This is a genomic window from Actinoplanes sp. NPDC051343 (assembly GCF_044455125.1).
Taxonomy (GTDB): domain Bacteria; phylum Actinomycetota; class Actinomycetes; order Mycobacteriales; family Micromonosporaceae; genus Actinoplanes.
In genome coordinates this window covers 1,006,436-1,031,935 of record NZ_JBITEL010000001.1, presented here as the reverse complement: position 1 = coordinate 1,031,935, position 25,500 = coordinate 1,006,436, and the positions used below count along the sequence as shown (strand labels likewise).

Annotated in this window: 25 protein-coding genes; 14 read left to right on the top strand and 11 right to left on the bottom strand. The window is 71.7% G+C overall.

Features of this window, described 5'->3' with window-relative positions; genetic code table 11:
* Positions 1-15: 15 nt before the first annotated feature.
* Positions 16-1,719, bottom strand: coding sequence for a methyl-accepting chemotaxis protein (locus tag ACIA5C_RS04550; RefSeq protein ID WP_396051199.1), 1,704 nt, complete (start codon positions 1,717-1,719; stop codon positions 16-18).
* A 180-nt stretch (positions 1,720-1,899) separates the two neighbouring features.
* Between ACIA5C_RS04550 and ACIA5C_RS04545 the strand changes: the two genes are divergently transcribed.
* From ACIA5C_RS04545 to ACIA5C_RS04510, 8 genes are all read left to right on the top strand, one after another.
* Positions 1,900-2,457 (top strand): chemotaxis protein CheW, encoded by a 558-nt coding sequence (locus tag ACIA5C_RS04545; RefSeq protein WP_396051197.1) that lies wholly within the window; start codon positions 1,900-1,902, stop codon positions 2,455-2,457.
* Positions 2,454-3,275: a CheR family methyltransferase gene (locus ACIA5C_RS04540; RefSeq protein ID WP_396051196.1), complete on the top strand. Its 822-nt coding sequence runs from the start codon at positions 2,454-2,456 to the stop codon at positions 3,273-3,275. The genes ACIA5C_RS04545 and ACIA5C_RS04540 overlap by 4 nt, the downstream gene beginning before the upstream one ends.
* The gene (locus tag ACIA5C_RS04535) at positions 3,272-3,745 is read left to right on the top strand and encodes a chemotaxis protein CheD (RefSeq protein ID WP_396051194.1); all 474 of its coding nucleotides are present in this window, start codon (positions 3,272-3,274) and stop codon (positions 3,743-3,745) included. Before ACIA5C_RS04540 ends, ACIA5C_RS04535 begins: the two co-directional genes overlap by 4 nt.
* A gap of 73 nt (positions 3,746-3,818) precedes the next feature.
* Positions 3,819-4,886, top strand: coding sequence for a chemotaxis response regulator protein-glutamate methylesterase (locus ACIA5C_RS04530; RefSeq protein ID WP_396051193.1), 1,068 nt, complete (start codon positions 3,819-3,821; stop codon positions 4,884-4,886).
* Positions 4,879-5,916: a methyl-accepting chemotaxis protein gene (locus tag ACIA5C_RS04525; RefSeq protein ID WP_396051191.1), complete on the top strand. Its 1,038-nt coding sequence runs from the start codon at positions 4,879-4,881 to the stop codon at positions 5,914-5,916. The genes ACIA5C_RS04530 and ACIA5C_RS04525 overlap by 8 nt, the downstream gene beginning before the upstream one ends.
* Before the next feature lie 9 nt (positions 5,917-5,925).
* A complete protein-coding gene (locus ACIA5C_RS04520) occupies positions 5,926-6,294 on the top strand; it encodes a response regulator (protein ID WP_396051189.1) in 369 nt (122 codons plus the stop codon).
* Positions 6,291-6,542, top strand: a complete 252-nt coding sequence (locus tag ACIA5C_RS04515) for a lipid asymmetry maintenance protein MlaB (protein ID WP_396051188.1) — start codon at positions 6,291-6,293, stop codon at positions 6,540-6,542. The genes ACIA5C_RS04520 and ACIA5C_RS04515 overlap by 4 nt, the downstream gene beginning before the upstream one ends.
* The gene (locus tag ACIA5C_RS04510; protein ID WP_396051187.1) at positions 6,542-8,710 is read left to right on the top strand and encodes a chemotaxis protein CheA; all 2,169 of its coding nucleotides are present in this window, start codon (positions 6,542-6,544) and stop codon (positions 8,708-8,710) included. The genes ACIA5C_RS04515 and ACIA5C_RS04510 overlap by 1 nt, the downstream gene beginning before the upstream one ends.
* 24 nt (positions 8,711-8,734) lie before the next feature.
* On the opposite strand, the gene ACIA5C_RS04505 is transcribed toward ACIA5C_RS04510, so the two are convergent.
* The 3 genes from ACIA5C_RS04505 to ACIA5C_RS04495 all read right to left on the bottom strand — a co-directional run bounded on the left by ACIA5C_RS04505 (position 8,735) and on the right by ACIA5C_RS04495 (position 12,098).
* On the bottom strand, positions 8,735-9,730 hold the full coding sequence (locus ACIA5C_RS04505; RefSeq protein ID WP_396051185.1) for a carbon-nitrogen hydrolase family protein: 996 nt from the start codon (positions 9,728-9,730) through the stop codon (positions 8,735-8,737).
* 259 nt (positions 9,731-9,989) lie between these two features.
* Entirely contained in the window at positions 9,990-10,595 is a 606-nt protein-coding gene (locus ACIA5C_RS04500) for a LuxR C-terminal-related transcriptional regulator (RefSeq protein ID WP_396051183.1), read from the bottom strand.
* 126 nt (positions 10,596-10,721) lie between these two features.
* Positions 10,722-12,098, bottom strand: coding sequence for a hypothetical protein (locus tag ACIA5C_RS04495; RefSeq protein ID WP_396051181.1), 1,377 nt, complete (start codon positions 12,096-12,098; stop codon positions 10,722-10,724).
* Positions 12,099-12,358: 260 nt separating this feature from the next.
* Between ACIA5C_RS04495 and lanKC the strand changes: the two genes are divergently transcribed.
* The 5 genes from lanKC to ACIA5C_RS04470 all read left to right on the top strand — a co-directional run bounded on the left by lanKC (position 12,359) and on the right by ACIA5C_RS04470 (position 18,794).
* On the top strand, positions 12,359-14,947 hold the full coding sequence (gene lanKC, locus ACIA5C_RS04490) for a class III lanthionine synthetase LanKC (protein ID WP_396051179.1): 2,589 nt from the start codon (positions 12,359-12,361) through the stop codon (positions 14,945-14,947).
* Positions 14,948-14,953: 6 nt separating this feature from the next.
* A complete protein-coding gene (locus tag ACIA5C_RS04485) occupies positions 14,954-15,079 on the top strand; it encodes a SapB/AmfS family lanthipeptide (protein ID WP_396051178.1) in 126 nt (41 codons plus the stop codon).
* Between the two features lie 43 nt (positions 15,080-15,122).
* Entirely contained in the window at positions 15,123-15,248 is a 126-nt protein-coding gene (locus ACIA5C_RS04480; RefSeq protein WP_396051176.1) for a SapB/AmfS family lanthipeptide, read from the top strand.
* Between the two features lie 91 nt (positions 15,249-15,339).
* Positions 15,340-16,974: an ABC transporter ATP-binding protein gene (locus tag ACIA5C_RS04475; RefSeq protein ID WP_396051175.1), complete on the top strand. Its 1,635-nt coding sequence runs from the start codon at positions 15,340-15,342 to the stop codon at positions 16,972-16,974.
* Positions 16,971-18,794 (top strand): ATP-binding cassette domain-containing protein, encoded by a 1,824-nt coding sequence (locus ACIA5C_RS04470; RefSeq protein ID WP_396051173.1) that lies wholly within the window; start codon positions 16,971-16,973, stop codon positions 18,792-18,794. The genes ACIA5C_RS04475 and ACIA5C_RS04470 overlap by 4 nt, the downstream gene beginning before the upstream one ends.
* On the opposite strand, the gene ACIA5C_RS04465 is transcribed toward ACIA5C_RS04470, so the two are convergent.
* The 3 genes from ACIA5C_RS04465 to ACIA5C_RS04455 all read right to left on the bottom strand — a co-directional run bounded on the left by ACIA5C_RS04465 (position 18,690) and on the right by ACIA5C_RS04455 (position 21,644).
* Entirely contained in the window at positions 18,690-19,313 is a 624-nt protein-coding gene (locus tag ACIA5C_RS04465) for a LuxR C-terminal-related transcriptional regulator (protein WP_396051170.1), read from the bottom strand. The two genes, ACIA5C_RS04470 and ACIA5C_RS04465, sit on opposite strands and share 105 nt — an antisense overlap.
* A gap of 129 nt (positions 19,314-19,442) precedes the next feature.
* Positions 19,443-20,909: an aminopeptidase P family protein gene (locus tag ACIA5C_RS04460; RefSeq protein WP_396051168.1), complete on the bottom strand. Its 1,467-nt coding sequence runs from the start codon at positions 20,907-20,909 to the stop codon at positions 19,443-19,445.
* Positions 20,910-20,984: 75 nt separating this feature from the next.
* Complete coding sequence (locus ACIA5C_RS04455) at positions 20,985-21,644, bottom strand: superoxide dismutase family protein (protein WP_396051166.1); 660 nt, start codon at positions 21,642-21,644, stop codon at positions 20,985-20,987.
* Between the two features lie 95 nt (positions 21,645-21,739).
* On the opposite strand from ACIA5C_RS04455, the gene ACIA5C_RS04450 reads away from it, so the two are divergent.
* The gene (locus tag ACIA5C_RS04450; protein ID WP_396051165.1) at positions 21,740-22,684 is read left to right on the top strand and encodes a carbohydrate kinase; all 945 of its coding nucleotides are present in this window, start codon (positions 21,740-21,742) and stop codon (positions 22,682-22,684) included.
* Positions 22,685-22,703: 19 nt separating this feature from the next.
* Here ACIA5C_RS04450 and ACIA5C_RS04445 read toward each other — a convergent pair whose 3' ends face one another.
* Genes ACIA5C_RS04445 through ACIA5C_RS04430 form a run of 4 tightly spaced genes read right to left on the bottom strand, consistent with a single transcriptional unit; the run spans position 22,704 to position 25,229 of the window.
* Entirely contained in the window at positions 22,704-23,096 is a 393-nt protein-coding gene (locus tag ACIA5C_RS04445; RefSeq protein WP_396051163.1) for a thioesterase family protein, read from the bottom strand.
* A gap of 10 nt (positions 23,097-23,106) precedes the next feature.
* Entirely contained in the window at positions 23,107-24,492 is a 1,386-nt protein-coding gene (locus tag ACIA5C_RS04440; RefSeq protein WP_396051161.1) for a PH domain-containing protein, read from the bottom strand.
* Entirely contained in the window at positions 24,489-24,998 is a 510-nt protein-coding gene (locus ACIA5C_RS04435) for a PH domain-containing protein (protein ID WP_396051158.1), read from the bottom strand. Before ACIA5C_RS04435 ends, ACIA5C_RS04440 begins: the two co-directional genes overlap by 4 nt.
* A 9-nt stretch (positions 24,999-25,007) precedes the next feature.
* On the bottom strand, positions 25,008-25,229 hold the full coding sequence (locus ACIA5C_RS04430; protein WP_396051156.1) for a hypothetical protein: 222 nt from the start codon (positions 25,227-25,229) through the stop codon (positions 25,008-25,010).
* Between the last annotated feature and the right edge of the window lie 271 nt (positions 25,230-25,500).

Here is a 25,500-nt window from a genome sequence, read left to right as displayed (position 1 = left end):
TTCTGCTCGACGATGCTAGAAGCGGTCGAATTTTGCTTCCAGGTCGGCGTTCTGCGGACCGGCCGCGCTCAGCGCCGGCGTCGAGTTCTCGTTGAACGAGTTACCGCGGTCCCATCCGGTGCGGTAGGCGTCGTTGCTCCAGCCCCCGCGCGAGTTGGCCGGCTCCGGCGTGCGGGCCGCCGACGGCCGGTTGGTCGCCCCGGTCTGGAAGAAGTCCATCAGGGACGTGAGCTGGGCGGTCTGCGCCGACATCTCCTGTGCCGTGGCCGCCAGCTCCTCCGAGGAGGACGCCGTCTGCTCGGTGACCTTGCCGATCTGGGTCATCGCGATGTTGATCTGGCGTACGCCTGTCGACTGCTCGCCGCTCGCCGCCGCGATCTCCTGCACCAGGTCGGATGTGCGGATGATGCTGGGGATCATCGTGGACAGCAGGTCGCCGGCCCGTTCCGCGGTCTGCACGCTGCCGGCCGCCAGTTCGCTGATCTCCTGGGCCGCGATCTGGCTGCGTTCGGCCAGCTTGCCGACCTCGGACGCGACGACCGCGAAGCCTTTGCCGTGTTCGCCGGCGCGGGCCGCTTCGATGGTCGCGTTGAGGGCGAGCATGTTGGTCTGGAACGCGATGTCGTCGATGATCCCGATCTTGCTGGTGATCTCCTTCATCGCGGTCACCGTGCGGGTCACCGCGTCGCCGCCCTCCTGGGCCTCGGCCGCCGTTGTCGCGGCGATGCCTTCGGTGGCGCGGGCGTTGTCGCTGTTCTGGCTGATGCCGGCGGTCATCTGCTCGATGCTCGCGGTCGTCTCCTCGACGCTCGCGGCCTGCTCGGTCGCGGCCTGGGACAGGCTCTGCGAGGCGCCGCTGATCTGCAGCGACGCGCTGTTGAGCTGGGACGCCGACTCCACGACCGTGCTGACCGTCTCGCCGAGGCGGGAGAGCGCGCTGTTGAGGGCCGTGCCCATCCGGCCCACCTCGTCGCGGGCGCTGACGTGCACCCGCTGGTCGAGCCGGCCCTGGGCGAGCGCCGTGAGAACGGTGACGGTGTCGCGCAGCGGGCCGGCGATCGAGCGGGTGATGATCTGCACGACCGTGAAGGTGAGTATCAACGCCACGACGATCAGGACGATGAGGATCGTCCGCGCCTTCGAATAGGCGCTTGCCGATGAGTCCAGGGAGGACTTGGCGGCCTCGTCGTCCTTATCGATGAGGTTGTTCAAGGAGGTGTCGATGGCGGTCGCCACCGGATTTACCTGAGTGCTGACAACCTGATTGAATTGCTTGATGTCACTGGCTGCGGCGAGTGGCCGGAGCTTGTCGGTCGCCAATTTCTTGTAGGTGGCCCAGGCGGTGGTGAAAGCCTGTTCATTGCTGTCCTTCGAGGCGCCGGCGGAAAACGATGCCCACGCCTGGTCGAGTTTCGTGATCGTCGCGTCCAGGACGCCCAGGGCGGCCTGTGTCTCGGTGGCACCGCTCGCCAGTGCGAGCCCGCGCATCTGCAGCCGGACGTCCTTGTAGTCGGTGGCGACCTCGCCGAGCAGGCGGACGTCGTGCAGATTGCTGTCGTAGAGGTGCGCCAGGCGGTCCTGCGTGCTGCCGAGCTGGATGATGCCCACCAGCCCCACGGCGATCAGAAGGACGCAGACGACACTCGCCAGTCCGCGCAGTTTCCAGGCGATCGGCAGGTCGCGGAACCCCGATCGACCGTGATGGCGTGCTTCCGACATGTCTGCCATGGAAGGCACTTCCTTTTCCGATCAGAAGCGGAATGGAATCTGCCGGGCCCCCGCCGCGACCAGGCCAGCTTAACGACGTGCCGATCGCGATATGCCAGAACTTTCCCGATTCCCGCAGCGCCCCGCGAACAATCTGATCGAATGAAACGGCGCAGCGAGAGGGGCCAGGAGATGAGCACGGTTACCGAGGCCGGTCGGTACCTCACGTTCTCGCTCAACACCGAGGCGTACGCCCTCGACATCTTCCATGTCACGGAGATCATCGAGTACCGCCCGCTGACGGTGGTCCCGATGATGCCCGACTTCATCCGTGGCGTGATCAACCTGCGGGGCCGGGCGGTTCCGGTCATCGACATCGCGATCCGGTTCGCCCGGGGCAGCACGGTGATCGACCGGCGCACCAGCATCATCATCGTGCACATCCAGGATGCGGGACTGGCCGAGATGGCCGACCCGGACGGCGACGGCAAGGGTGCCGGCGACGGTCAGGACATCGGCATCCTGGTCGACTCGGCGAGCAAGGTCGTCACGCTGTCGCCGGACGACATCGAGCCGGCGCCGGCGTTCGGGGCCGGGATCCGGGCCGACTACATCAGCGGCATGGCCCGCCGGGACGAGGACTTCCTGATCCTGCTCGACATCAGCCATGTGCTGTCGATCAGCGACATGGTTCGGCTGAGCGACCTGGCGCAGACCCCGGTGGCGGAGGTCGGACCGGGGCCGGCGTGACCACCCCGGACCTGGCTCCGCGGACCATTTCGCGGGCCGACTTCGAGTACATCACCGGGGTGCTGCACGACCACACCGGCATCCGGCTCGCCCCGGGCAAGGAGGCCCTGGTCTCGAGCCGTCTCGACAAGCGGATCCGGGCGCTTGGCCTCGGCGGCTACCCCGACTACGTGCGCCTGCTGGGGGAGCGTGGCAACGAGGTCGAGCTCCACCAGATGATCAACCTGCTGACGACGAACGAGACGTTCTTCTTCCGCGAGGCGCAGCACTTCGACTATCTGCGGCGCGAGGTGCTGCCCAAGTCGCAAAAAATGTTCCGGCTGTGGAGTGCGGCCAGTTCGACCGGGGAGGAGGCGTACACGGCGGCCATGGTGCTCGCCGACTCGCTGCCGAGCGGCTCGTGGGAGATCGTCGGCACTGACATCTCGACCCGGGTGGTCGAGCGCGCGCGGGCCGGCCTCTACCCGATCGCGGCGGCCGAGCGGATCCCCAAGCCGCTGCTGCGCCAGTTCTGCCTGCGGGGCCGCGAGGAATACCAGGGACTGATGACCGTGACCCGTGAGTTGCGGTCGCGCGTGCAGTTCCACTGCCTCAACCTGATCGGGGACTTCCGCCAGCTGGGCCGGTTCGACGTGATCATGCTGCGCAACGTGATGATCTACTTCGACCTCGACACGAAACGCGACCTGGTGCCGCGCATGGTCGAGCGGCTGGTGCCGGGTGGCCATCTGATCATCGGCAGCTCGGAGTCGCTCAACGCGATCCCGTCCCGGCTGCGCATGATCGAGCCGTCGATCTACCGGTTGGACGAGCCGTGACCGACATCTTCCTGCACCCCGGTGACTACTGGTTCGGCGACGGCGGAACCCGGGTCCACACCGTGCTGGGCTCCTGCGTCTCGATCACCGCCTGGCATCCGGTCCGGCTGATCGGCGGCATGTGCCACTACATGCTGCCGGCGCGCAACGCCCATCTCGAGGTGGCGCCGGACGCCCGCTACGCGGACGACGCCGTCGCGCTTTTCCTGCGGGACATGCGCCGGTCCGGCACGGTTCCTTCGGAGTACGAGGTGAAGATGTTCGGCGGCAGCGAGCAGTTCCCGCATCTGGCCCGGCCGTCGGCGCTCGACGTGGCCGGCCGCAACATCGCGTCCGGGCGCGAACTGCTGGAGCATCACGGTTTCATCCTCAGCTCCCGCAATCTCGGTGGCGTCGGCCCGCGCCGCCTGATCTTCGACATCGCCACCGGCGCGGTCTGGGTGCGTTCGCTGCGGCAGGCCTCGGCATGACCGCCGGCACCCAGCGGCAACCAGCCGGACTCGCGGGCGAGGGCCGGACCGGCATGCCGATGGGAGCGGCGTCATGAGCGAGCGCATCGGGGTGCTGATCGTGGACGACTCGGCGGTCGTCCGGCAGGTGCTCTCGGCCCGTCTCCTCCAGAGCCCGGGCATCGAAGTCGTGGGGGCCGTCCAGGATCCGATCTTCGCCATGGACCACATGAACAAGAACTGGCCCGACGTGGTGGTGCTCGACCTCGAGATGCCCCGGATGGACGGGCTCACCTTCCTCAAGAAGATCATGGCGGTCCGTCCGACACCCGTCGTCATCTGCTCGACGCTGACCCAGCGCAACGCCGACATCTCGCTGGAGGCGCTGGCCGCCGGCGCGGTCGCGGTCATCGCCAAACCCGAGACCGGCCTCAAGAGATTCATCGAGGACGACAGCGCTGACATCACCGCGGCGGTGCGGGCCGCTGCGGCGGCGGGCCGACGGCGTACGGCGAAAGCAGTCCCCGCAATGGCCGGAGCCGCCCTGCCCAGCCGGGCCACGACGGTGCCGGCGGCCCCGGTCCGGGCCGCCACCAACCAGGAGCGTCTGGTCGCGATCGGCACGTCGACCGGCGGAACCCAGGCACTCGAGAAGGTGCTGCCCGCGCTGCCGCCGGGCGGGACCGGCGTGGTCGTGGTGCAGCACATGCCGGAGAAGTTCACCGCCGCGTTCGCCGCCCGCCTCGACAGCATGTGCCGGGTCCGGGTGCTGGAGGCGCGCGACGGCGACCCGGTCGTGCCCGGCCACGTGCTCATCGCGCCGGGCGGCCGGCACCTGGAAGTGGTCATGCGGGACAACCGTTACCGGGTACGCGTCTTCGACGGCCCGCCGGTCAACCGCCACCGGCCCTCGGTCGACGTGCTGTTCCGGTCGGTCGCCAAGGTGGCCGGCCCGGCCGCGCTCGGCGTGATCATGACCGGGATGGGTGACGACGGCGCCCGCGGCCTGCTCGAGATGCACAAGGCCGGTGCTTACACGGTCGCCCAGGACGAGGCGACGTGCGTGGTGCACGGGATGCCCCGGGAGGCGGTCGCGCTCGGCGCGGTCGACCGCGAAACCCCGCTCTTACAGATCGCGGAGGTGATCAACCAGCATGGCTGAACTGATTGTCGGGGTGGTCGCGCTGGCCGTGGGGGTCGGCGGCGGCTATCTCCTGTGGGGACGCCGGGCTCCGGCTCCCGAAGCGGCTACGGCGGAACGAAGGCCCGATCGGTACGCCGAGAGCGTCACCGAGTTCGCCGACGCGGTCGCGCCGGTCTGGTCGTCGCAGATCGACTCGTCGCGCAACCAGATGGGCAACGCGGTCGAGCGCCTCACCGAGACGTTCGCCGGCATCGTCGAGAACCTCGACTCGGTGCTCACCTCGTCCTCCGACGCGCTCGACCCGGGGGCGGGCGGCGCGTTCGACCGCAGCCGGGAACGCCTCGGCGACGTCGTCGGCACGCTCGACCAGGCGCTGACCGTCAAGCGGCAGGCCCTCGAGGAACTGCATTCGCTGCTCAGCCTCAACGAGGAACTGCGCCAGATGTCGGGCGAGGTCACCCGGATCGCCGCCCAGACCAACCTGCTCGCGCTCAACGCGGCCATCGAAGCTCAGCGGGTGGGCACGGTCGGTGCCGCGTTCGGCGTGGTCGCGCTGGAGGTCCGGCAGCTCGCCGACCGGTCGCAGAACACCAGCGAACGCATGGTCCAGAAGGTCGACCGGGTCGCCCAGGCCATCACCGCGGTGCTCAGCAACGCCGAGGAGAGCGCCGAACGCGAGGACAACGCGGTCGCGCACGCCAACGGCGAGGTGCAGGCGGTGCTGGACGACCTGATGGCGCTGCTGTCCCGGATGCGGGACAGCTCCCAGCAGCTCGAGTCGGCCGCGCTCGGTATTCGCGGCGAGATCAGCGAGTCCATTGTCAACCTGCAGTTCCAGGACCGGGTCAGCCAGATGCTCGAGCACCTGCGGGACAACATCGACCGGTTCCCCGAGGTCGCGGCGTCCGCCGCGGCGGCCCGCACGGCGCTCGACGCCCGCGGGCTGCTCGACGAGCTGTCGGCGCAGTACACGATGGCCGAGGAGCACCAGACGCACAGTTCCGGCTCGGCCACCCAGGTGTCCGAATCCGAAATCACGTTCTTCTAGGAGACGACCATGGGCAAGACCATCCTGATCGTGGACGACTCCGCGTCGGTCCGACAGGTCGTGAGCATCGCCCTCAAGGGCGCCGGCTACGAAGTGATCACGGGCGTGGACGGCAAGGACGCGCTGACCAAGCTGAACGGGCAGCGGGTGCACCTGATCATCTCCGACGTGAACATGCCCAACATGGACGGCATCACGTTCGTGTCCGAGGCGAAGAAGCTGCCCGCGTACAAGTTCACGCCGATCATCATGCTGACGACCGAGTCGCAGGAGGACAAGAAGCGGCAGGCCCAGGCGGCCGGCGCGAAGGCCTGGGTGACCAAGCCGTTCCAGCCCGAGCAGATGCTGAGCGCGGTGGCGAAACTGGTGCAGCCGTGAGGGTGGCGGTCGACGACGAACTCACGATCGTGACGGCGGCCGCGCACCGCGAGACGTTGCTGGCCGCTCTGCGGGACGGTTCCGCCGTACGCGTGGAGCTGTCCGGAATCTCGGACCTGGACACCGCGGGGTTGCAGGTTCTGCTTTTGCTGCGGGACGAAGCTGCGCGGCTGCACGTGCCGGTGGAGTTCGCCGCGCCGAGCCCCGCGGTGGCCGAGGTGCTCGCCCTCACCGGCTTGGAGCTGTGATGGCGCTCGACGACGACATGCGCGAGGCGCTCGACATGTTCGTGACCGAGGCGCGCGACCTCGTGCAGGAACTCGAGGAGGGTCTGCTCGAGCTGGAGGGGCAGCCGGCCGGTTCCGAGACGGTCAACGCGGTGTTCCGGGCGGCGCACACCTTGAAAGGGTCGTCGGGGCTGTTCGGCCTGCGGCATCTGGTCGAGTTCACGCACGTGGTGGAGACGGTGCTCGGGTCGGTGCGGGACGGTGTCCTGTCGGTTACCCCGCCGCTGGTCAGTGCCTTGCTGCCGTGCGCGGACCACATCTCGGCGATGATCGCGTCGCTGTCGGACGGTGTGCTGGAGCCGCCCCCTTCGATGGTCGCCGACAGTGCACGCCTCCTGTCCGGCCTGGAGCCCTATCTGTCCGCCGAGTTGCCCGATGCGACGGGCTCGCCCGACGCCTCGGCCGAGGCGGTGGCTCCGGCCGAACGGTCCTGGCTGCTGTCGCTCCGCTTCGGCGAGGACTGCCTGCGCAACGGCATGGACCCGCTGTCCTTCCTGCGCTACCTCGGCAGCCTCGGCTCGCTGACCTCGGTCACCGTCGACACGTCCGCTCTGCCGGTGGCCGACGAGATGGATCCGGAGTCCTGCTACCTGGGCTTCGAGGTCGAACTTTCGTCCGTGGTGCCCAAACCGGAAATCGAATCGGTCTTCGACTTCGTCCGCGAGGACAGCGACATCCGGATCGTCCCCGCCCCGAACCAGCTCGACTCCTACGTGCGCGCGATCAAAGCGATGCCGGAGAACGACCGCATCGGCGACGTGCTGGTCACCAGCGGCGCGGTCACCGAGCTCGAGATGGCCGAGGCACTGCGCCGCCAGCAGGAACGGGCGGTCCGCGAGGGCAAGCAGCCGGTGCCGATCGGCGAGATCCTCATCGAGCAGGGCATCGTGCCCAAGGCCATCGTGGACGCCGCGCTGACCCGCCAGCGGCGGACCACCGAGACCCGCTCCCACGACACCCAGACCATCCGGATCGACGCGGCCCGCCTCGACAAGCTGATCGACCTGGTCGGCGAGCTCGTCATCGCCCAGTCGAGCACCGGCGTGCCGGGTTTCCCGGGTGCCGCCGGCGCGGACCGGGCGGCCGAGGCCCGGGCCGAGGTCATGCGCCTGGTCGACGAGGTCCGGCACAGCGCGCTGTCCCTGCGCATGGTCCCGATCGGCACGACCCTGCGCCGGTTCGAGCGGGTGGTCCGCGACGTCTGCATGGACCTCGGCAAGGACGTCTCGCTGGTGATCACCGGCGGGGACGCCGAGATGGACAAGGCGCTGGTCGAGCGGATCAGCGACCCGCTGCTCCACCTGGTGCGCAACTCGCTCGACCACGGCATCGAGCCGGGCGGGGAACGGCGCAAACACGGCAAGAACGAGCAGGGGACGCTGCGGCTCAACGCGTACCACGACGCCGGGAACATCGTGATCGAGGTGGCCGACGACGGTCGCGGTCTCGACCGCGACCGGATCCTGGCCAAAGCCATGGAGCGGTCGCTGATAGCGCCCGACGCGATGCTGACCGACCCCGAGGTCTACAACCTGATCTTCGAGGCGGGCTTCTCGACCGCCGACAAGATCTCCAATCTGTCCGGCCGCGGCGTCGGCATGGACGTGGTGAAGCGGAACGTGACTGCGCTGCGCGGCTCGATCGAGGTGGAGACCGCCCGTGGGGTCGGCACCACGATCCGCATCCGCCTGCCGCTGACCCTGGCCATCATCGACGGATTCCTGGTCGGCGTCGGCGACTCCTCGTTCATCGTGCCGCTCGACCGGGTCATCGAATGCGTCGAACTGCCGCCCGGACCCCTCGGCCGCGACTGCATGAACCTGCGCGGCGAAGTGCTCCCGTTCATCCGGCTGCGGCAGCTCTTCGGCATCCCCGGCGAACCGGCCCGGCGCCAGAACGTGGTGATCGTCGAACAGTCCGGCGTGCGGACCGGCCTGGTCGTCGACAGCCTGCTCGGCGAGCTGCAGACGGTGATCAAGCCGTTGGGGGTGCTCTTCAGCCGGGTGAAGTGCATCAGCGGATCGACGATCCTCGGCAGCGGGGAGGTCGCCCTCATCCTCGACGTAGGGCCGCTGATCGCCGGCCACTCCGACCGGGAACACACACGCCAGGCCGTACCGGTCGGATGAGGACGACAAGCGCCGCCGAACTCGTCAGAAGCCGGCTCGGTCCAGGCTTCGCGGATCGTTCGGGGCCTGATATTGCGTGTAGAGGCCGCTGCGGGCCACCCGGCGCCACGGGCGGCCGTGGTTCTCGGCCCCGAGATCGAGGTCGGTGGTCGCCAGCGCGGTGACCGGGTCAGCCGGGCAACGGGTCAGCCAGTCACCGTCGGGGGAGATCACCCCGGACGGCGCGTTCGGGGCATCCTGGGCGGTGCCCGAATAGCTGACCCAGAAACTGTTGGCGGCGGCCAGCCCCCGGGCCTGCAGGGCGAACGGACCGTTGTTGAGCGGCGTGCCCGGACCGTGGGTGGAGAACAGCACGCAGTCGACGTCGAGGCGCTCGTACTCCCCGAACACCTCGGGGAAGGCGGCCTCCATGCCCAGCGCGCAGCCGAACCGGACGCCGTCCACCGTGAACGTGACCGGCGCCGAGCCGGGCGTGTACATGTGGCTGACCTTGGTGTTGGACAGCAGCCGCTCGTCGTACCGGGTCGCGATCCGGCCCTCGTCCGAGATCACGTAGAGGCTGAGGTGCGGCCGCCGGGGCGGGGTCAGCCGGTGCACCGACCCGAGCACCGTGAAGAGCCGCAGCTCCCCGGCGAGAGCCGCGATCGACCGCAGCTCGCCGGCGAGCGTCACCCAGTCGGCCCGGCCCCAGTCGGCCGGGCCGACCTCGTCGGGGCCGGTGGCCGACATGACCCGCTTGCTGGGGCAGGCCAGGGCGCCCTCGGGCAGGTGCAGCAGCCGGGCCCCGGCCGCGCGGGCCTCGCGCATGAGGTGGCGGATCTGCTCGCCGCACTCGCGTACGGCCGCGGTGTCGCCCGGATCGGGCTGGATCTGGAGTTGGGCGACGGAAAGTCGCAGGTTCTTCGGCATCGATTCTCCTCGCGGAGTCGTGCGGAAGTGCCGCAGCGCAGCGGTGTAGGACTCGCCGGTCTTGGCGGCCCGGGCGCGCACCCGGTGCTTGAAGCTCCTGTTTGCTGTCATGTGGCCCTCCGCTTGTTCCGCGACGTCGATCCCCCGCGCGATCAAGACGTCCGGAACGAACGACCAGGACAGCGACCCGAGAAAGAATTCCCTTTGCCTCCGTCGGGGACCGTGCGTCGGGGACGGTCACTGGAGGTTGGGCGTGGGCCCCGCCGCTGCCGACGTTATCAGCCGGGCCCGTCGCCTGCCAGAGCCACGGTGAAGCGGCCGCCGCACCCGCTCTCGATGCGGCGGCGTTCGGCTTCGGCGTCTCGGGCGCTTACAGCCAGTTCGCCTCGGTGGCGATGCGGATGGCGTCCAGCCGGCTGTGCGCGTCCAGCTTCTGGGTGATGTTCGAGAGGTACGTGCGGACCGTGCCGGCCGTGAGGAACAGCGCCGCCGCGATCTCCCGTCCGGACATCCCCTGGGCGGCGAGCCGCAGCACGTCCCGTTCCCTCGGGGTCAGCGGGTTCGGCAGCCCGTTGACCATCGAGGCGGCGATGGCCGGCTCGATGAACCGTTCTCCGGCCGCCACCCGTCGCAAGGCGTCGGCCAGATCTTCGATGTGGCACTCCTTTCGCAGGTACGCCCGGACCCGGCGGCCCAGCGCGTGCCGGAGGGCGTTCGAGACGCAGACCTTGGTCAGCACCAGGACCCCGCGGTCCGGGCGCTGCTCGGTGAGGGTGTCGATGGCGCCGGTCACCGAGCCCTTGAGGGTGTCCAGGTCGACGACGTAGACGTCCGCGTCGATCTTCCGGGTCAATTCCGTGTTCACGTCCGCGCTGGTGTTCTCGGCGACGACATCGAAGTCGTCATCGCACGACAGCGCCTTCGCGAGCGCGGTTCTCAGTAATCGAATATCGACGACCAGCATGATGCGGATCATGGTGGTTTCCTTCCCAGGCTCGTGCACTGTGCCTGGTTCGGCCGGGGTGGTGACGGCGTCGAACCGGCAGTGGGCAAAGGCGGGGAGTCCCGCCGGCACAGTCGGGTACCGGCGCGACGGGAAGGATCAGCCGGGCAGCGGCGTGCAGCCGAGGTGGCGCCCCTGGTGGTACACCGAGTCGAGGGCGGCGGTGCCGGCCGCGGCGGGGCCGGGAAGGCACGCCGCCGAGGTGATGGCCCATAGGCCCGGTGCGGAACCGGCGCCGGCGGTGGCCGATGAGTTGAGCAGGGCGAGGTCGTCCGGGCCGGGGGGCGGCGCGGGCCGGGGCGCACTCGACGGCCTACCGGGTGTCGCGTCGCTGTGCCCGGAGGCCTTCGTCCGGTGGGCGCAGGAAGGGCGCGCGGTGCGGTCGTGGTTGCCTGCGGCTGTCGTCGTGGTGGGCTCCGCGGCGGTTCTCGCTGCCGCCCGGTCGACCGGGCCCGCGGGGACGACCAGAGGGGACAGGTCGCCGGTCATGTCCCGGCGCGGCCCCATGGCGACGGCGGCGGCGACGGCGACCGGCGGCCGTGCCGTTCCGCCGCCGTCCGGCTGGACGACGTGCGCGGCCGGCTCGGGCCGCGCCGCCGCAACTCGATCGAAAGGCGTACGGAGCGGCGCGGTGCCGGAGTCGACCGCCCTGGCGGTTTGGGTCAGCGGCCTGGTGACGGTATGGAGCGTCGTGGTCAGTGGCCCAGTGCCGCGGGGAAGAGCCGTGGTGGCCGTGTGGAGCGTCGTGGTGAGCCGTGCGCGGATCGGTCCGAGCATCGTGGTGAGCGGCGCGCTCACACGTTGCGAGGTCGTGGCGACGAGGTCGGTGACAGGCTTGGGGACGACCTGCAGCGTCGTCGTCAGGGGTCCGCGGACGGCTTGCCGGGTCTTGGTGACCGGCGCGATCAGGTTGCGGGTGGTTGTCCTGACTGCCTTGGTCGCGCGCAGGTGGACGCGGTCGTTGACGGTGGGCAAGCGAGGTGCGGCCTCTACCGGCAGTGTCGGCACCACCTTGGCGGTGCGGGCCACCACCTCAGGTGTGGCGACCCTGGTGCGGGTCCGCGCGGACTTCGCGGTGTGCGCGGCTTTCCGGGCTGCGGCTTTCCCGGCCGGCACGACCTTTCCGGCCGTGGACTTCGCTGCCCGCACGGTCTTTTCGGTCGTGGAGCCGGCAACTCGCGTGGCCTTTTCGGTCGTGGAGCCAGCCGCCTCGGGCTTTTTGCCCCGGGCCGGACGATCCGTCGGCGTCGCCGCAGCCCGGTCAGCGCTGCCGCCCGGCACCGCACCGTCGAGGGCCGACGACACCGCCCCGGTGACGTCCTCGAGGCCCGGGACCGCCGGCTTGTCGTCGGCGCGGGCAGCACCCGCGCTGAGCAGCAGGTAACCCACCACCGCCACGCCCGCCAGGATGGCCAGGCGGAGGACGGTGGACCAGCGTTGTCCAGTCGTTCGATCGGGCAGCTCTGCCGTCACCACGCGGATCGCTCCATGTCCGGTCTCTCGCCGATCGGGTCTATCAAGGACCGTAACGCCGCCCGGGCGAAGATCGCCATTCGGCGCCCGGCGAATACGGCGTGGCCGACGTGCGTGCGCGCGATTTCCCCGGCCGCACTTCGTCAAACACTGCGTTTGTCAGCAATGTGCGGTGAAACGTATGGGCCACCCTCTGACATCGGCGACTGTCCGGCCGGACGCGTTCTCGGCACGATCGATGTAGACCGATGAAGGAGGCCGGAGTGGACCGCCGCTATGACGCCTACTGTGCCGCCGACCATCTGTTCTACGACTCGCTGGCGACCGTGCAGCGCTCGGCCGGGGATTTCCCGGCGGCCCGCCGGCCGCTGCCGGAGGGGTGGCGCCTCCAGGCCCACGAGGACTGGTTGATCGCCGGCCCGGACGGCGCGCGGTTGCCCCGGCAGGGTTGGAAGATCCATTCTTCGGGTTGCCCGGACAACGGGCAGCGGATCGTCGACACCATCTGGGACTACTGCGTGCCCCGGGGGATCTCGTTCAAATTCCTGCGTTCTCCGCAGGTGCTCTTCATGCGTAATTCGAAATATTCACCTCGGGCCTCCAGCGGCAAACTGGCCACCATCTATCCGGTGGACGACGCCGCCGCGCAGACCGTCCTGACCGAACTCGGCGCGCTGCTGGCCGGCGAGCCCGGCCCGTACATTCTCAGCGACCTGCGCTGGGGCGAGGGGCCGCTGTACGTACGCTACGGCGCCTTCGCCCACCTGTACTGCGTCGCTGACGACGGCGACCTGGTGCCGGCGCTGGCCGGGCCGGACGGCAGGCTGGAGCCGGACCGTCGTCAGGCGGTCTTCAGCCTGCCGCCCTGGCTCGAGCTGCCCGAGTTCCTGCGGCCGCACCTCGCCGCCCGCAATGCGGTGACCACGAACGACGTGCCGTACCGGGTGACCCAGGTCCTGCACTACTCCAACGCGGGCGGTCTCTACATGGCCGAGGATCAGCGCACCGGCGAGCGGGTGGTGCTGAAGGAGGCGCGGCCGTACGCCGGGCTGGACGGCCGCGGCGACGACGCGATCACCCGCCTGCGCCGGGAGCACGAGATGCTCGGCCGGGTCGTCGACGCCGGCTTCACGCCGCGGGTGTACGAGCGGTTCCCGCTGGGCGAGCACGAGTTCCTGGCCATGGAGTACGTCGAGGGCGAACCGTTGAACCGGCTCATCGTGCAGAAGTACCCGCTGACCGATCCGGACGCCGACGAGGCCGCGCGGCGCGAGTACACCGGGTGGGCGCTGGCCGTCCACCGGCAGGTCGAGCAGGCCGTACGCGCTCTGCACGAACGCGGGGTCGTCTACGGCGACCTGCACATGTTCAACATCATGGTGCGGCCGGACGGGCGTATCGCGCTGCTCGACTTCGAGGTCGCCGCGCCGATCACCGAGCAGCGCCGGCCGGGCCTGCGCAACCAGGGGTTCGCCGCGCCGCGGGACCGGGTCGGCGCGGCCGTGGACGAGTACGCCCTGGCCTGCCTCGCGATGGCGCTGTTCCTGCCGCTCACCCCGCTGCTGCGGCTGGACCCGGCCAAGGCGGGGCACTTCGCCGACATCATCGCGGAACACTTCCCGGTGCCCCGCGATCTGCTGGACCACGCGGTGGCCGTGCTCGAGGGCCCGTCCGCTCCTCGGCTGCGGAGCGCCGGCACCCCGGACTGGACCGTCTTCGACGCCGAACCCGAGGCGTGGCCCGCCGCCCGCGACGCACTCGCGCGCGCCATCCTGGGCAGCGCCACACCGGAGCGTACAGATCGGCTGTACCCGGGCGACATCGAACAGTTCCGGGTCGGCGGGCTCGGTCTGGCGTACGGCGCGGCCGGTGTGCTCTACGCGCTCGCCGAGTCCGGAGTGGACATCCCGGCCGAGCACCGCGAGTGGTTCCTCAAACGGGCCGCCGACCCGGGATTCGACCCACGGTACGGCTTCCTCGACGGGCTGCACGGCGTCGCGTACGTCCTGGACCGCCTCGGTGAGCGCCAACCGGCGCTGGACCTGGTCGAACGCTGCCTGACCGGTGGCTGGGAGGCCCTCGGCCCGGACTTCGCCGGCGGCATCGCCGGCATCGGCCTCAACCTGCTGCACCTGGCCGGTCGCACCGGCGAGACCGGGCTGCGCGAGGCGGCGTTCCGAGCCGCGGCCCTGGCCGCGGACCGGCTCGGGGACGTCGACTCGGTCCCGGAGATCAGCGGCGGGCAGCACCCGCACGCCGGGCTCTGCCGCGGCTCCAGCGGACCGGCATTGTTCTTCCTACGGCTGTACGAGGCCACCGGCGACGCCACGCATCTCGACCTGGCCGCCACCGCGCTGCGGCAGGACCTGCGCCGCTGCGTGACCCGGCCGGACGGGGCGATGGAGGTCAACGAGGGCTGGCGGACCATGCCGTACCTCGCGGAGGGCAGTGTCGGTATCGGCCTGGTGCTCGACCACTACCTGCGGCACCGCCCGGACCAGGAATTCCAGGACGCGTCGGCGGCGATCGCCCGGGCCGCCCGCTCGCCGATGTACGTGCAGCCGGGCCTGTTCGCCGGACGCGCCGGCATCGTCGCCTATCTGGCCGCGCGCCGCGACCCCGAACTGTCCGCCCAGGTACGCCGCCTGGCCTGGCACGCCCTGTCGTACGGCGGCGGGCTGGCGTTCCCCGGCGAGCAACTGCTGCGGCTCTCGATGGACCTGGGCACCGGAACCGCGGGTGTGCTGCTGGCGATGGCCATGGCCCGGCGCGAGCGCCCGGTGTCGTTGCCGCTCCTCGACTCCCACCCGACCGTGGTGGGCCCCGATCACTACTCCGACGGAAGGAGGTGAACGACCATGGCGCTTCTGGACCTGCAGGGCATGGAGCTGTCCGCCGAGCAGCGCAACGGTGGCGGCAGCGGAAGCCGCGCGTCGCTGCTGCTGTGCGGCAACAGCTCGCTCAGCGTGACGACCTGTAACTGACCACAACCCCCCGTCAAGTCGTATCGAACGAAAGGAAACTCTCATGGCACTCCTGGACCTGCAGGGCATGGAACTGACCCCCGAGCAGCGCAACGGCGGCGGCAGCGGAAGCCGGGCCTCCCTGCTTCTCTGCGGTAACAGCTCGCTGAGCGTCACCACCTGCGCCTGACGTCGTCGAACCGTCATCGACGTCTCGCGGCCCCGGTGCCGGCCACGAGCCGGCCCCGGGGCCTCGCGCCGCCCGAGCCGAGAGGAACGCCGTGACCGCCGCCCGTACGCTGCTACCGCTCGCCGTGGCCGGCGGGTTGTCCGCCGCCGCGGAGCTGGCCCTGCCGCTGGTGATCGGCCGCACGGTGGACACGATCGTCGCCGGGCGCGCCACCGTCTTCTGGCTGAGCTGGACGTTCGTACTGGTCGGCGTGCTGGTCGTCGCCGATCCGGTCCGCGACCTGCTCGCCGGGCTCGCACCCGCGCAGCGGACCGCGCAGCTGCGGCGGCTGCTCGTGCGGCACACGCTCGCGCTCGGCGCACGCCGTCCCGAGGCCGCCGGCGACGTGGTGAGCCGGGTGCTGACCAGCGCGGCGGAGGCCGGCCAAGGTGGCGTGGCGGTGGTTCTCGCCGCGGTCGCCACGGTTCCCGTGGTGGGTGCGATCGTCGCGCTGGCCTACCTGGACCCGTGGCTGGTGGCGGGCTACCTGGCCGGCGCCACGACGATCACCGCGCTGCTGCGGCGGCACGTCCGGGACACCTCCGACGCGGTAACCCGCTACCAGCGTGCACAGGCCGACATCGCGGCCCGGCTCTCCGACGCGCTCGCCGGCCGCCGGACCATCGCCGCGGCGGCCACCGGGCCGGCCGAGATCCGTCGCTGCCTGGACCCCCTGCGGGACCTGTCCGACGCGGGTCACGCCACCTGGCGGATCCTGGCCCGGTCGGCCGGGCAGAGCGCGCTGGTCGGACCGCTGCTCCAGTTGTCCGTGGTCGCCGTCGGCGGCTGGCTGCTGGCCCGGGGCCGGCTCACCCCGGGCGAGCTGCTCGCGGCCGTCCAGTACGGCGTGCTCGGCGCCGGCATCGGCGGTCTGGTCGCCGCCTTCGGCCGGGTGGCCCGCGCCCGCGCCGGCGCCGGACGCATCGCCGAGGTACTGGATCGGCCCGCACCCCGGTACGGGCCGCGCGACCTCCCGCCCGGCCCCGGCGCACTGACGTTCCGCGACGTCACCGTCCGGGCCGGCGGCGTGCCGGTGCTCGAGCGGGTCGGCGTGACGCTTCCCGGCGGCCGGCCGATCGCCGTGGTGGGCCGGTCCGGGTCGGGCAAGTCGACGTTCGCCGCGCTCGCCGCCCGGCTCACCGACCCGGACGACGGCACGGTCAGTCTGGACGGGGTGCCGCTGCGCGAGCTCTCCGCGGACACCCTGCGCCGGGAGGTCGGCGTGGCGTTCGAGCGGCCGGTGCTGGTCGGGGCGACGGTGGCCGACGCGGTCGGGCTGGCCCACGACCGGCCCGGGCGGTCCGCGGTGGCGGATGTGCTCCGCGCCGCGTGCGCCGACACGTTCGTGTCCCGCTTGCCGCGCGGCCCGGCCACCGCACTGGCCGAGGCCCCGATGTCCGGCGGCGAGATCCAGCGGCTGGGCCTGGCCCGCGCCTGGCACGCCCGGCGCCTGCTGGTGCTCGACGACGCCACGTCGAGCCTGGACACCGCGACCGAGGCGGAGATCCTCCGGCTGCTCACCGACGATGTCCGGCGTACCCATCTCATCGTGGCCCACCGGGCCGGCACCGCCGCGCAGTGCGCGAGCGTGGTGTGGCTCGACCGTGGCCGGGTCCGGGCGGTCGCGCCGCACCGCCGCCTCTGGAGTGACCCGGACTATCGCGCCGTCTTCGGGGCTCCGTCGTGAGCCGCGGCTTGCGGGCCGCCGGACGCGAGTCGGTCGCGGCGCTGCGCCGCCGGCGCGGCGACGTGATCAGGTTGCTGGCCTGGTCGGTGCCGGAGTCGGCCCCCGCGATGTTCTCCGGCCTGGTCGTGGCCCGCGCGGTGGACGAGGGTTTCCTTCGTGGCCGCCCGGCGACCGGCTTCGCGTGGCTCGGCCTGCTGCTGATCGCGGCCGTGCTCGGGGCCTGGGGCGCCCGGCAGGCCAACCGGGCGGTGGCCGGGGTGGTCGAGCCGTTCCGGGACGACCTGGTCACCCGGGTGGTCACCGCGTCCCTGGGCGCGGCGACCCGGACCGGATCGGGCGGCGTACCCCCGGGCGCGGTGGCCGGCCTGACGCAGCAGGTGGAGACGGTACGGGACGCGTTCGCCGGCCTGGTGCTGGTGTCTCGTGGCTTCGTGGTGACGGTCCTGGCCGCACTCGTCGGCACCGCGTCACTGGCCGCCCCGCTGCTGGTTGTTCTCGCGCCGCCACTGCTCGTCGGCCTGGGTCTGTTCGCCGTGGCGCTGCGGCTGGGCGTCCGCTGGCAGCGTGAATACCTGGCCGCCGGCGAGCGGCTCGCCGACCGCGCGGCCGCGGCGGCCGCCGCGGCCCGGGACGTCGCGGCCTGCCGGGCGGGCGAGCGCGCCGCCGGATACGTGGACGAGGCCGTTGCCGCGCAGGCCCGGGCGGAGGCGGCGCTGGCCCGGTTGTCGGCGTTGCGGTCGTTGACCGTGGTGGTCGCCGGTTGGCTGCCGCTGGTCGCCGTCCTGGCCGCGGCCGGCCGGCTCACCGGCCACGGCATCAGCACCGGCGCACTGATCGGCGTGCTGACCTACCTGGCTCAGGTGCTCGTGCCGGCCCTGGATCTGTTCGTCGCCACGGTCGGCAACGCCGGCCTGCGGTTCGTGGTCACCCTCGGGCGGCTGCTGCACCGAGCCGCCGCCCCGGAGCCCGGCGCGCCGCGTCCGGACACCGCGGCCCCCGGCCCGGCAGCGCGCCTGGAACTCCACGGCGTGACCTTCCGCTACGGCGCCGGTGCGCGTCCGGTGCTGCGGGACACCGATCTGACCGTCGGGCCCGGCGACCACCTCGCGGTGGTCGGGCCGAGCGGCGCCGGCAAGTCCACGCTGGCCGGTCTCCTGTGCGGGACGCTGCAACCGGACGAGGGCACCGTCCGCTACGGCGGCGTACCGGTAGCCGATCTGGACCCCGCCGCGCGGGCCCGGTGCCGGGTGCTCATCCCGCAGGAGGCGTACGTCTTTCCCGGCACGGTGCGGGAAAACCTGCGCTACCTGAACCCCGGCGCGGCCGACACCGACCTGCTCTCCGCGGCCGAGCGACTCGGTGCCGGGCCGCTGCTGAAACGGCTCGGCGGGCCACCGGCGTACGTCCGTCCCGGCGAGCTGTCGGCCGGGGAGCGTCAGCTCCTCACCCTGGTCCGCGCCTACCTGGCGCCGGCGCCGGTGGCCGTGCTCGACGAGGCCACCTGCCACCTCGACCCGGCCGCCGAGGAGGTGGTGGAACGCGTGTTCGCCGCCCGCGGTCCGCTCGTGGTGATCGCGCACCGGATCAGCTCCGCCGAGCGGGCGTCCCGGGTGCTGCTGCTCGATCCGGACGGCCCGCTGCTCGGCGATCACGAGAGCCTGCGGGCGGCCAGTCCGCGGTACCGGGAGATGACCGGTTACTGGGCTTCGCTGAGCTCAGAGCCAACCGGCCCGGCGTGCTCGCTCGACGGCGTCGGCCCGGCTCCGCGCGCCCACCTTGGCGGTGATCCGGCTGAGGCGGTTGCGGACCGTGGCCGGTGACAGCGCCAGCCGGCGGGCGATCTCCTCGGTGCCGACGCCCTGCGCGGCCAGCGCGAGCACCTCGCGTTCCCGGTCGGTCAACGGGTTCTCCGGCTGCACCAGCAGCGAAACGACCAACTCCGGATCGATCACCGCGTTGCCGGCGGCGAGGCTGCGCAGCGCGGAGAGGAGGTGCTCGACCGACGCGCGCCGGGTCACGAACCCCACCCGGTCCATCCGCTCCGGTGCCAGCCGGGTGAGCAGGTCGTGCCGGTCCGCGTCGATCAGGATCAGGACCCGCGCCCGCGGTACGGCTGCACAGATCGCCGTGGCCGCCCGTAGTGGATCCTCGTCACCGTCGAGGTCGAGCAGCGTCAGGTCCGGCGGCACCGGCAGGGTGGTGGTGTCGCGCCAGGCGGTAAGTTCCGCGACGACGTCCAGATCGGGCTCGGTGCGCAGGACCGCGGCCAGCGCACCGCGGTAGAGAGTGTCGTCCTGCACGACGGCGATGCGGATCGGGAGGGGCGCTGCTTCCGGCACGCCCCACACCATGACACGGGCCGAACACGGGGTGCGACCAACGCCGCCGTCGGATTTCTATCAACCCTCACCGGCCCGGCGCGCCCTGGATCTGCCGGCGAGCCGGCCCGGTGAGGCAGCGGCGGGGAACTATGCCGGGAGGCGCGGGCCGGCCGCGCGCTGAGCGGCCATCCACTCCTCGACCTCGGCCGACGAGCGCGGCAGCCCGTCGGACAGGTTGCGGCAGCCGTCGGCGGTCACCAGCACGTCGTCCTCGATGCGGACGCCGACGCCGCGCAGTTCCTCGGGGACCAGGTCGTCCTCGGGCTGGAAGTAGAGGCCCGGCTCGACGGTCAGCACGTAGCCCTCGGCGATCGTGCCGTCGCGGTAGTTGTCGTTGCGGGCCTTCGAGCAGTCGTGCACGTCGATGCCGAGCATGTGGCCGAAGCTGTGCAGCGTCCACCGGCGGTAGATCGTGCTCTCCTCGCTCATCGCCTCGTCGACCGAGACCGGGAGCAGGCCCAGGTCGTGCAGGCCCTCGGTGAGCACGCGCATGCAGGTCTTGTGGATGTCCTTGTAGAGGACGCCCGGCCGGATGAAGTCGATGCCGGCCTGCTGCGACGCGTGGACGATGTCGTAGACCTGCCGCTGCAGGGGCGTGAACTGCCCGGACACCGGCACCGTGCGGGTGACGTCGGCGGTGTAGAAGTGGTTGCCCTCGACGCCCATGTCCATCAGGAGCAGCTCGCCCGGCCTGGTCATGCCGGTGTTGCGCACCCAGTGCAGGATCGTCGCGTGCGCGCCCGCGCCAACGATCGAGCCGTAGCCGACGTCGTTGCCGTCGTGCCGCGCCCGCAGGCCGAAGACGCCCTCGAGCAGCCGCTCCTTGACCGCCCGGTCGGCCGGGAGCACGCGCGCGACGTCCTCGAAACCGTGGACGGTCGCGTCGATCGCCTCCTGCAGCTGGGCGATCTCCCACTCGTCCTTGATCAGCTTGAGTTCGGAGATGACCCAGGCCAGCTCGCGGTCGCGCGGGTGCTCACGGTCGGGCTCGTAGGCCAGCACGGTCCGGTCGACGTTGGGGTCGAAGCCGCGCAGCACCCGGGTGCGGCCGGGCGCGCTGTCGGCCAGGGCCGGTCCGAGCGCGCCCAGCGGAGCGGTGTCGATGCCCAGCTCGGTCGACTTCTCGGCCAGGGTGTGGGTGCGGCCGATCCAGAGCTCGCCGTCGCGGTTGCGGAAGAACCCGTCGGTCTCCTTGGAGTTGCGCTGACGGGTGTGGAGGACCGCGTCGTGGCTGGAGCCGCTCGGGCGCATGACCAGCACCGAGTCGGGGTCGCGGTCGCCGGTCAGATAGACGAAGTCACTGCCCGGGCGGAACGGGTAGTCGGTGTCGTTGGCCCGGATCTTCTCGCCGCCGCTCGGGATGATCAGCGTCTCGCCGGGGAACGCGTCGGAGAGCGCGGCCCGCCGCTTCGCGTAGTTGGGCACCTCGGGCACCGGGGTGACGGCCAGCGGATCCTCGCGCCAGCCGCTGCGCATGAACTGCAGGAACGCCTCGGGGAAGTCGGGGTCGTGTGATCCCGTCTTCGGCTGCCCCGTCTTCGGCTGCTCGGCCATGATGTGTTTCCCTCCGATGCTTCGACCGTCCCCGACGTTACCGCTTGGGCCCGACAAAACAGAGAGCGGCCAAGATCAGAGACTCAGGCAGGCGGCCCGGGCGCCGGCGGTGCCGGCGACGCCCGATCCCGTACGCGTCGTCCCAGCGTGAATGACCAGCGAGCGAGGCGGCGCCTTGGGGTCGAAGGCCCAGTTCTCCTCGGTGACCGCGGTGCCGGCCCCGGCCCCGTCGGCGAGGAAGTCGAGCCACACCTCGTTGCCCGGGTTGGCGTACGACGGGTCGACCGAGGGCGTCTTCGGGTCGTGCATGTGCTGGTAGTGCGGTCCGGCCGCGCCGGCCGTCGCGGCACAGGGCTGGGTGTGCAGATGTGCGCCGTACGGCCGCCGCGGGACCATTCCCGCGACCGTGAGCCGCACGACCAGCCCGGTGGGCATTCGGGTGACCGCGACCCGGGCCCGCGCGCCGGGCGGCACCACCCGGGGGTCGTAGGTGATCGCCGTCGAGCCGGGCCGATAGGGCTGGAAGGTGCCCACCGCGACCAGGCTGGGCCCGCCGGCCTCTTCCGGCAGGAGCTGACCGGTGCTGGTCGCGCCGCCGCTCGGGCCGCCCTCGTAGCGCACCCACGCCGACGCCGTGCCGGCCCGGCTGGGCGGGGGCGACCCGATCGGGGTGCTGCCGCTGCAGGCGGCGAGCAGGGAAAACGCTATAAACGGGACAAAATGGCGCAGAGGCATGGCCGAATCATGTCAAACACGTCTGTGTCGGGCGAGCACTGGCGCTGCGCGTTCCCGGACGCAAGGCTGTTCGCGGGATCTACCAAGGGAGCGAAATGGGTTACGCGGTGGTCATGGGTGAGGCGCTGGTCGACCTGCTGGAGGCCGGGTCCGGCGGCGACCTGATCTATCGCCAGGCGATCGGCGGCGGACCGCTCAACGTCTCGGTCGGCGTCACCCGGCTCGGCGGCGACGCGCGCTTCACCGGCTCGCTGAGCACCGACGTGCTCGGCGACCGGCTGGCGGCGTTCCTCAGCGACGCCGGCGTCGGCCTCGGCGCGGCCAAGCGGTTCACCGTGCCGACCACGCTGGCCGTGACCACCTTCGACGGCGCCGACCCGACCTTCACGTTCTACGGCGAGCCGCCGTCATACTCCCTGCTCGGCCCGGACGACCTCGAGCCGGGCCTGGTCGCCGGCGCGAGCGTGCTCTACGCCGGCTCGATCGCGCTGCTGCGCGAGCCCTTCCGGTCGGCCGCCCGCGCGGCCTGGTCGACCGAGGGCCCGCTGCGCGTCTTCGACCCCAACGTGCGCCCGACCCTGCTGCCCGACGCCGCCGCGGTGACCGCCCTGCGCACCCTGGTCGAGGAGTTCTTCGCCACCGCCGACCTGGTCAAGCTCAGCTCGGCCGACGCGGAGGTGCTCTACGACCGCGTAACCCCGGCCGGCGCGGCGAACCGCATCCTCGGCCTGGGTGCCCGCGCGGTGGTCGTGACCTGCGGCGCCCAGGGCGCCCACGTGGCGACCGCGGACGGCGCGACAATGCTCGACGCCCCGAGCGTCGCCGCGATCGACGCCACCGGCGCCGGTGACTCGGTGATGGCCGCCCTGATCAGCCGCCTGCTGACCGGCGGCTTCCCGGCCGGCCTCGACGGCTGGCAGCGCAACGTCCGCTTCGCCCTCGCGGTCGCCGGCCTGGTCTGCGAGCGCCCGGGCGGCGCCACCGCCATGCCCACGCCGGACGAGCTGACCGCCCGCTGGGGCGCGCTCATCGATCAGTGAACCGCACCGGGCGCCGCCTCTACCGACCCTGTGCCTTCTCGATGAAGCGCTGGCGGTCGAGCAGCGTCCGCTCGACCCGCACCTCGGCGATCGTCCGCTCGCCCTCCCGCACCACCACGTCGAAGGTGAGCTTGCGGCCGTCCACCTTGGCCAGGGTGGCGGTCGCGACCACCGTGCGGCCGACCGTCGTGGCCGCGCGGTGGTCGACCTCGGCCCGGGTGCCGACCGTGGTGACACCGCCCGGGATCTGCCGGGCGGTCGCGGCCACCGTGGCCGCCTCGGCGAGCGCCAACACCCGCGGGGTGGCCAGCACCGGCACGTCGCCCGAGCCGAGCGCCTGGGCCGTGTCGGCGTCGGTGACGGTCAACTCCACCCGGGCCGCCATCCCCGGTGCGAACTCCGGAAGCTCCATGCCAGTGAGCTTAAGACTCGACGGGCCGTCTCCAGAACGAGTCGTCGGCCGCCTCGTACGCCGGCAACCGGTCGGTCATCAGCGGCACCGGTCCGCGGGCCAGCCGCGCCCGGGTGGCCAGCTGCTCGGCGAGCGCCCACGCCTCGTGCACGTCGCGGTCGTGGGCCTGCCCGGAACGGCCGCCCGCGGTGTCGGCGACGACGGTGGCCAGCCCGAACAACCGCTGGACCGGCCCCTGCACGACGCGCACGCTCTGCAGGCGCGCGTAGGGCACCAGCGTCATCTCGCGGGTCAGCAGCCCGAACCGCGACACGAACACCTCGGGGGTCAGCCCCACACCCATGTAGCGCAGCGCGAACGGATGCCGCCAGCGGGCCCGCGGCGGCGGCGGGGAGGTGGCCAGCACGGCCAGGTCGACCCCCGGCAGCACCTCGGCGACCAGGTAGCGTGCGGTGCCGAAGTCACCCACCGGCAGCAGCCGGTCGGAGCGCTTCTCGTCGCGCCCCTCCCGCCCGGCGAACCCGGCGATGTCGAGCCGGGCGTGCAGCCACTTCTGCGCGCGCCAGAGCAGCGGCCAGGTCAGCGACACCGACTGCACCCGGTTGAGCGGCACCACCTGGCTGCGCGTCTCGAGCAGCCCGTAGCGCACCAGCAGCCGCCCGCCCGGATCGCTGGCCAGCCGGAAATCCCAGTCCTGAAGCACCCGGCGCAGCGGCTGGAGCAGCACACCCGCCATCGCGGTGACCGTGCTCGCGATGCCGATGAAGGTCCAGGTCGGCGCCAGCGCGAACTGCGTGATCACGAACGCCACGCCCACCGGCAGCAGGATCGCCTGCGGCGTCAGCAGCTGACTGATCACCAGGTCACGGTTGGCGACGCGGAGCAGCGGCCTTTCCAGGGCGGGCAGGCCGGGTGCCGCCGCTTGCGCTTGCGTTTCCCCGGCCGTACGCCCGGCGAGCGCGAGCAACCGCTCGCGGAGTGCCGCCGCGTCCCGCACGGTCAGGTAGGCCAGAGGGGCCTCGGTCTTGTGGCCGCCGACCACCTCGAGCCGCAGCTCGGCGAGACCGGTCAGCTGCGCCAGCAGCGGCCGGCGCAGCTCCACCGACTGCAGGCGCTCGAGCGGGATCGCCCGGTTGCGGCGCCACAACAGGCCGTCCTGGATCCGCAGCTCGCGGCCGATCACGTGGTAGCCGGTGTTGAGCCAGTTGACCAGCGAGAACAGCACCACGAGCACGGCCAGACCGGCCACGACCAGGGTAAACTTCTCCAGGCCGACCTCGCGCAGCGTGTTCCAGCTCAGCGCACCGGCGATCACTACGATCGACTTGAAACCGTGCAGGAACGGGCTCAGCGGATGAAGCCGCCGGCGTGGCTCGGCCGCGTCGGAGGTCGTCACAGGCCCTCGGCCCGGTCCTCGCCGAGCGCGGTGAGACGGTCACGCAGGCGGGCCGCCTCAGCCGGCGGCAACCCCGGCACCCGGGCGTCGGTGGCCGCGGCGGCCGTGTGCAGTTGCACGGTGGCCAGCCCGAACGCCCGCTCCAGCGGCCCCGCGGTAACGTCGACGAACTGCATCCGCGCGTACGGCACGATCGACAGCCGGCGCACCAGCAGACCGTGGCGGACAAGCAGGTCCTGGTCGCGCTCGGCGTAACCCCAGGCGCGCACCGCCCGCACGGTGACCCAGGCCCGCCAGACCGCATAGACGACGACCACGACCATGGCGGCCGGCCACGCCCAGTAGGACGCCATCGCCCACCCGATGCCCAGCCCCGCGAGCAGCACGACCGCGAACGTAGTGCGCGCGATGAGCTCCACAGTGATCAGCTTGGGCGACACCCGCTGCCAGGCGACGGTGTCGGGCCACGGCTCGAGGGCGTCGACGGCGACGGGCTGCTCGGTCACAGCGCCAGCCTAGGAGATCGGTGCGTCCGCTGCCGCACCGAAGGGCGTCACCTCACGCAGGAAACCCCGCAGGTCGAGGAACCCACCCAGCGATTCACGGTGATCGTCGCAGGCCAGCCAGGTCTTCCGATATGCCGGAGCGTGCAGCTTGGGATTGTTCCACCGCAGCTGCCACACCGCGTCGGCCCGGCACCTCTTGGCCGAACACTGCACCGCAGGCCCGTCAGTCACCGCCCAACGATAGCTCCGCCCCACCGGCACTCACCCCGAGCCGGCCGTGCCGCGCACACCGACTCACCGCACCGATCGCGTCCAGGCACTGACGGTCTGCATCCATCGCACCCAGCGCACTGACCGAGCCGACCGCGTCCAGCCCACCGATCGACCGCACCAGCCCACCGATCGACCGCACCAGCGCCGCGATCGAGCGCACCGGCTGCACTGACCGCCCGTACCGACTGCACTAGCCGCCCGCACCGATCGACCGCAGCGGCGCAACCAC

Coding starts and splice junctions, on each gene's coding strand:
- ACIA5C_RS04505 (WP_396051185.1), bottom strand. CDS start 9,730: ATGACAGCAAACAGGAGCTTCAAGCACCGGGTGCGCGCCCGGGCCGCC.
- ACIA5C_RS04550 (WP_396051199.1), bottom strand. CDS start 1,719: ATGTCGGAAGCACGCCATCACGGTCGATCGGGGTTCCGCGACCTGCCG.
- ACIA5C_RS04500 (WP_396051183.1), bottom strand. CDS start 10,595: ATGATCCGCATCATGCTGGTCGTCGATATTCGATTACTGAGAACCGCG.
- ACIA5C_RS04460 (WP_396051168.1), bottom strand. CDS start 20,909: ATGGCCGAGCAGCCGAAGACGGGGCAGCCGAAGACGGGATCACACGAC.
- ACIA5C_RS04485 (WP_396051178.1), top strand. CDS start 14,954: ATGGCGCTTCTGGACCTGCAGGGCATGGAGCTGTCCGCCGAGCAGCGC.
- ACIA5C_RS04545 (WP_396051197.1), top strand. CDS start 1,900: ATGAGCACGGTTACCGAGGCCGGTCGGTACCTCACGTTCTCGCTCAAC.
- ACIA5C_RS04530 (WP_396051193.1), top strand. CDS start 3,819: ATGAGCGAGCGCATCGGGGTGCTGATCGTGGACGACTCGGCGGTCGTC.
- ACIA5C_RS04455 (WP_396051166.1), bottom strand. CDS start 21,644: ATGCCTCTGCGCCATTTTGTCCCGTTTATAGCGTTTTCCCTGCTCGCC.
- ACIA5C_RS04480 (WP_396051176.1), top strand. CDS start 15,123: ATGGCACTCCTGGACCTGCAGGGCATGGAACTGACCCCCGAGCAGCGC.
- ACIA5C_RS04445 (WP_396051163.1), bottom strand. CDS start 23,096: ATGGAGCTTCCGGAGTTCGCACCGGGGATGGCGGCCCGGGTGGAGTTG.
- ACIA5C_RS04510 (WP_396051187.1), top strand. CDS start 6,542: ATGGCGCTCGACGACGACATGCGCGAGGCGCTCGACATGTTCGTGACC.
- ACIA5C_RS04525 (WP_396051191.1), top strand. CDS start 4,879: ATGGCTGAACTGATTGTCGGGGTGGTCGCGCTGGCCGTGGGGGTCGGC.
- ACIA5C_RS04450 (WP_396051165.1), top strand. CDS start 21,740: ATGGGTTACGCGGTGGTCATGGGTGAGGCGCTGGTCGACCTGCTGGAG.
- ACIA5C_RS04520 (WP_396051189.1), top strand. CDS start 5,926: ATGGGCAAGACCATCCTGATCGTGGACGACTCCGCGTCGGTCCGACAG.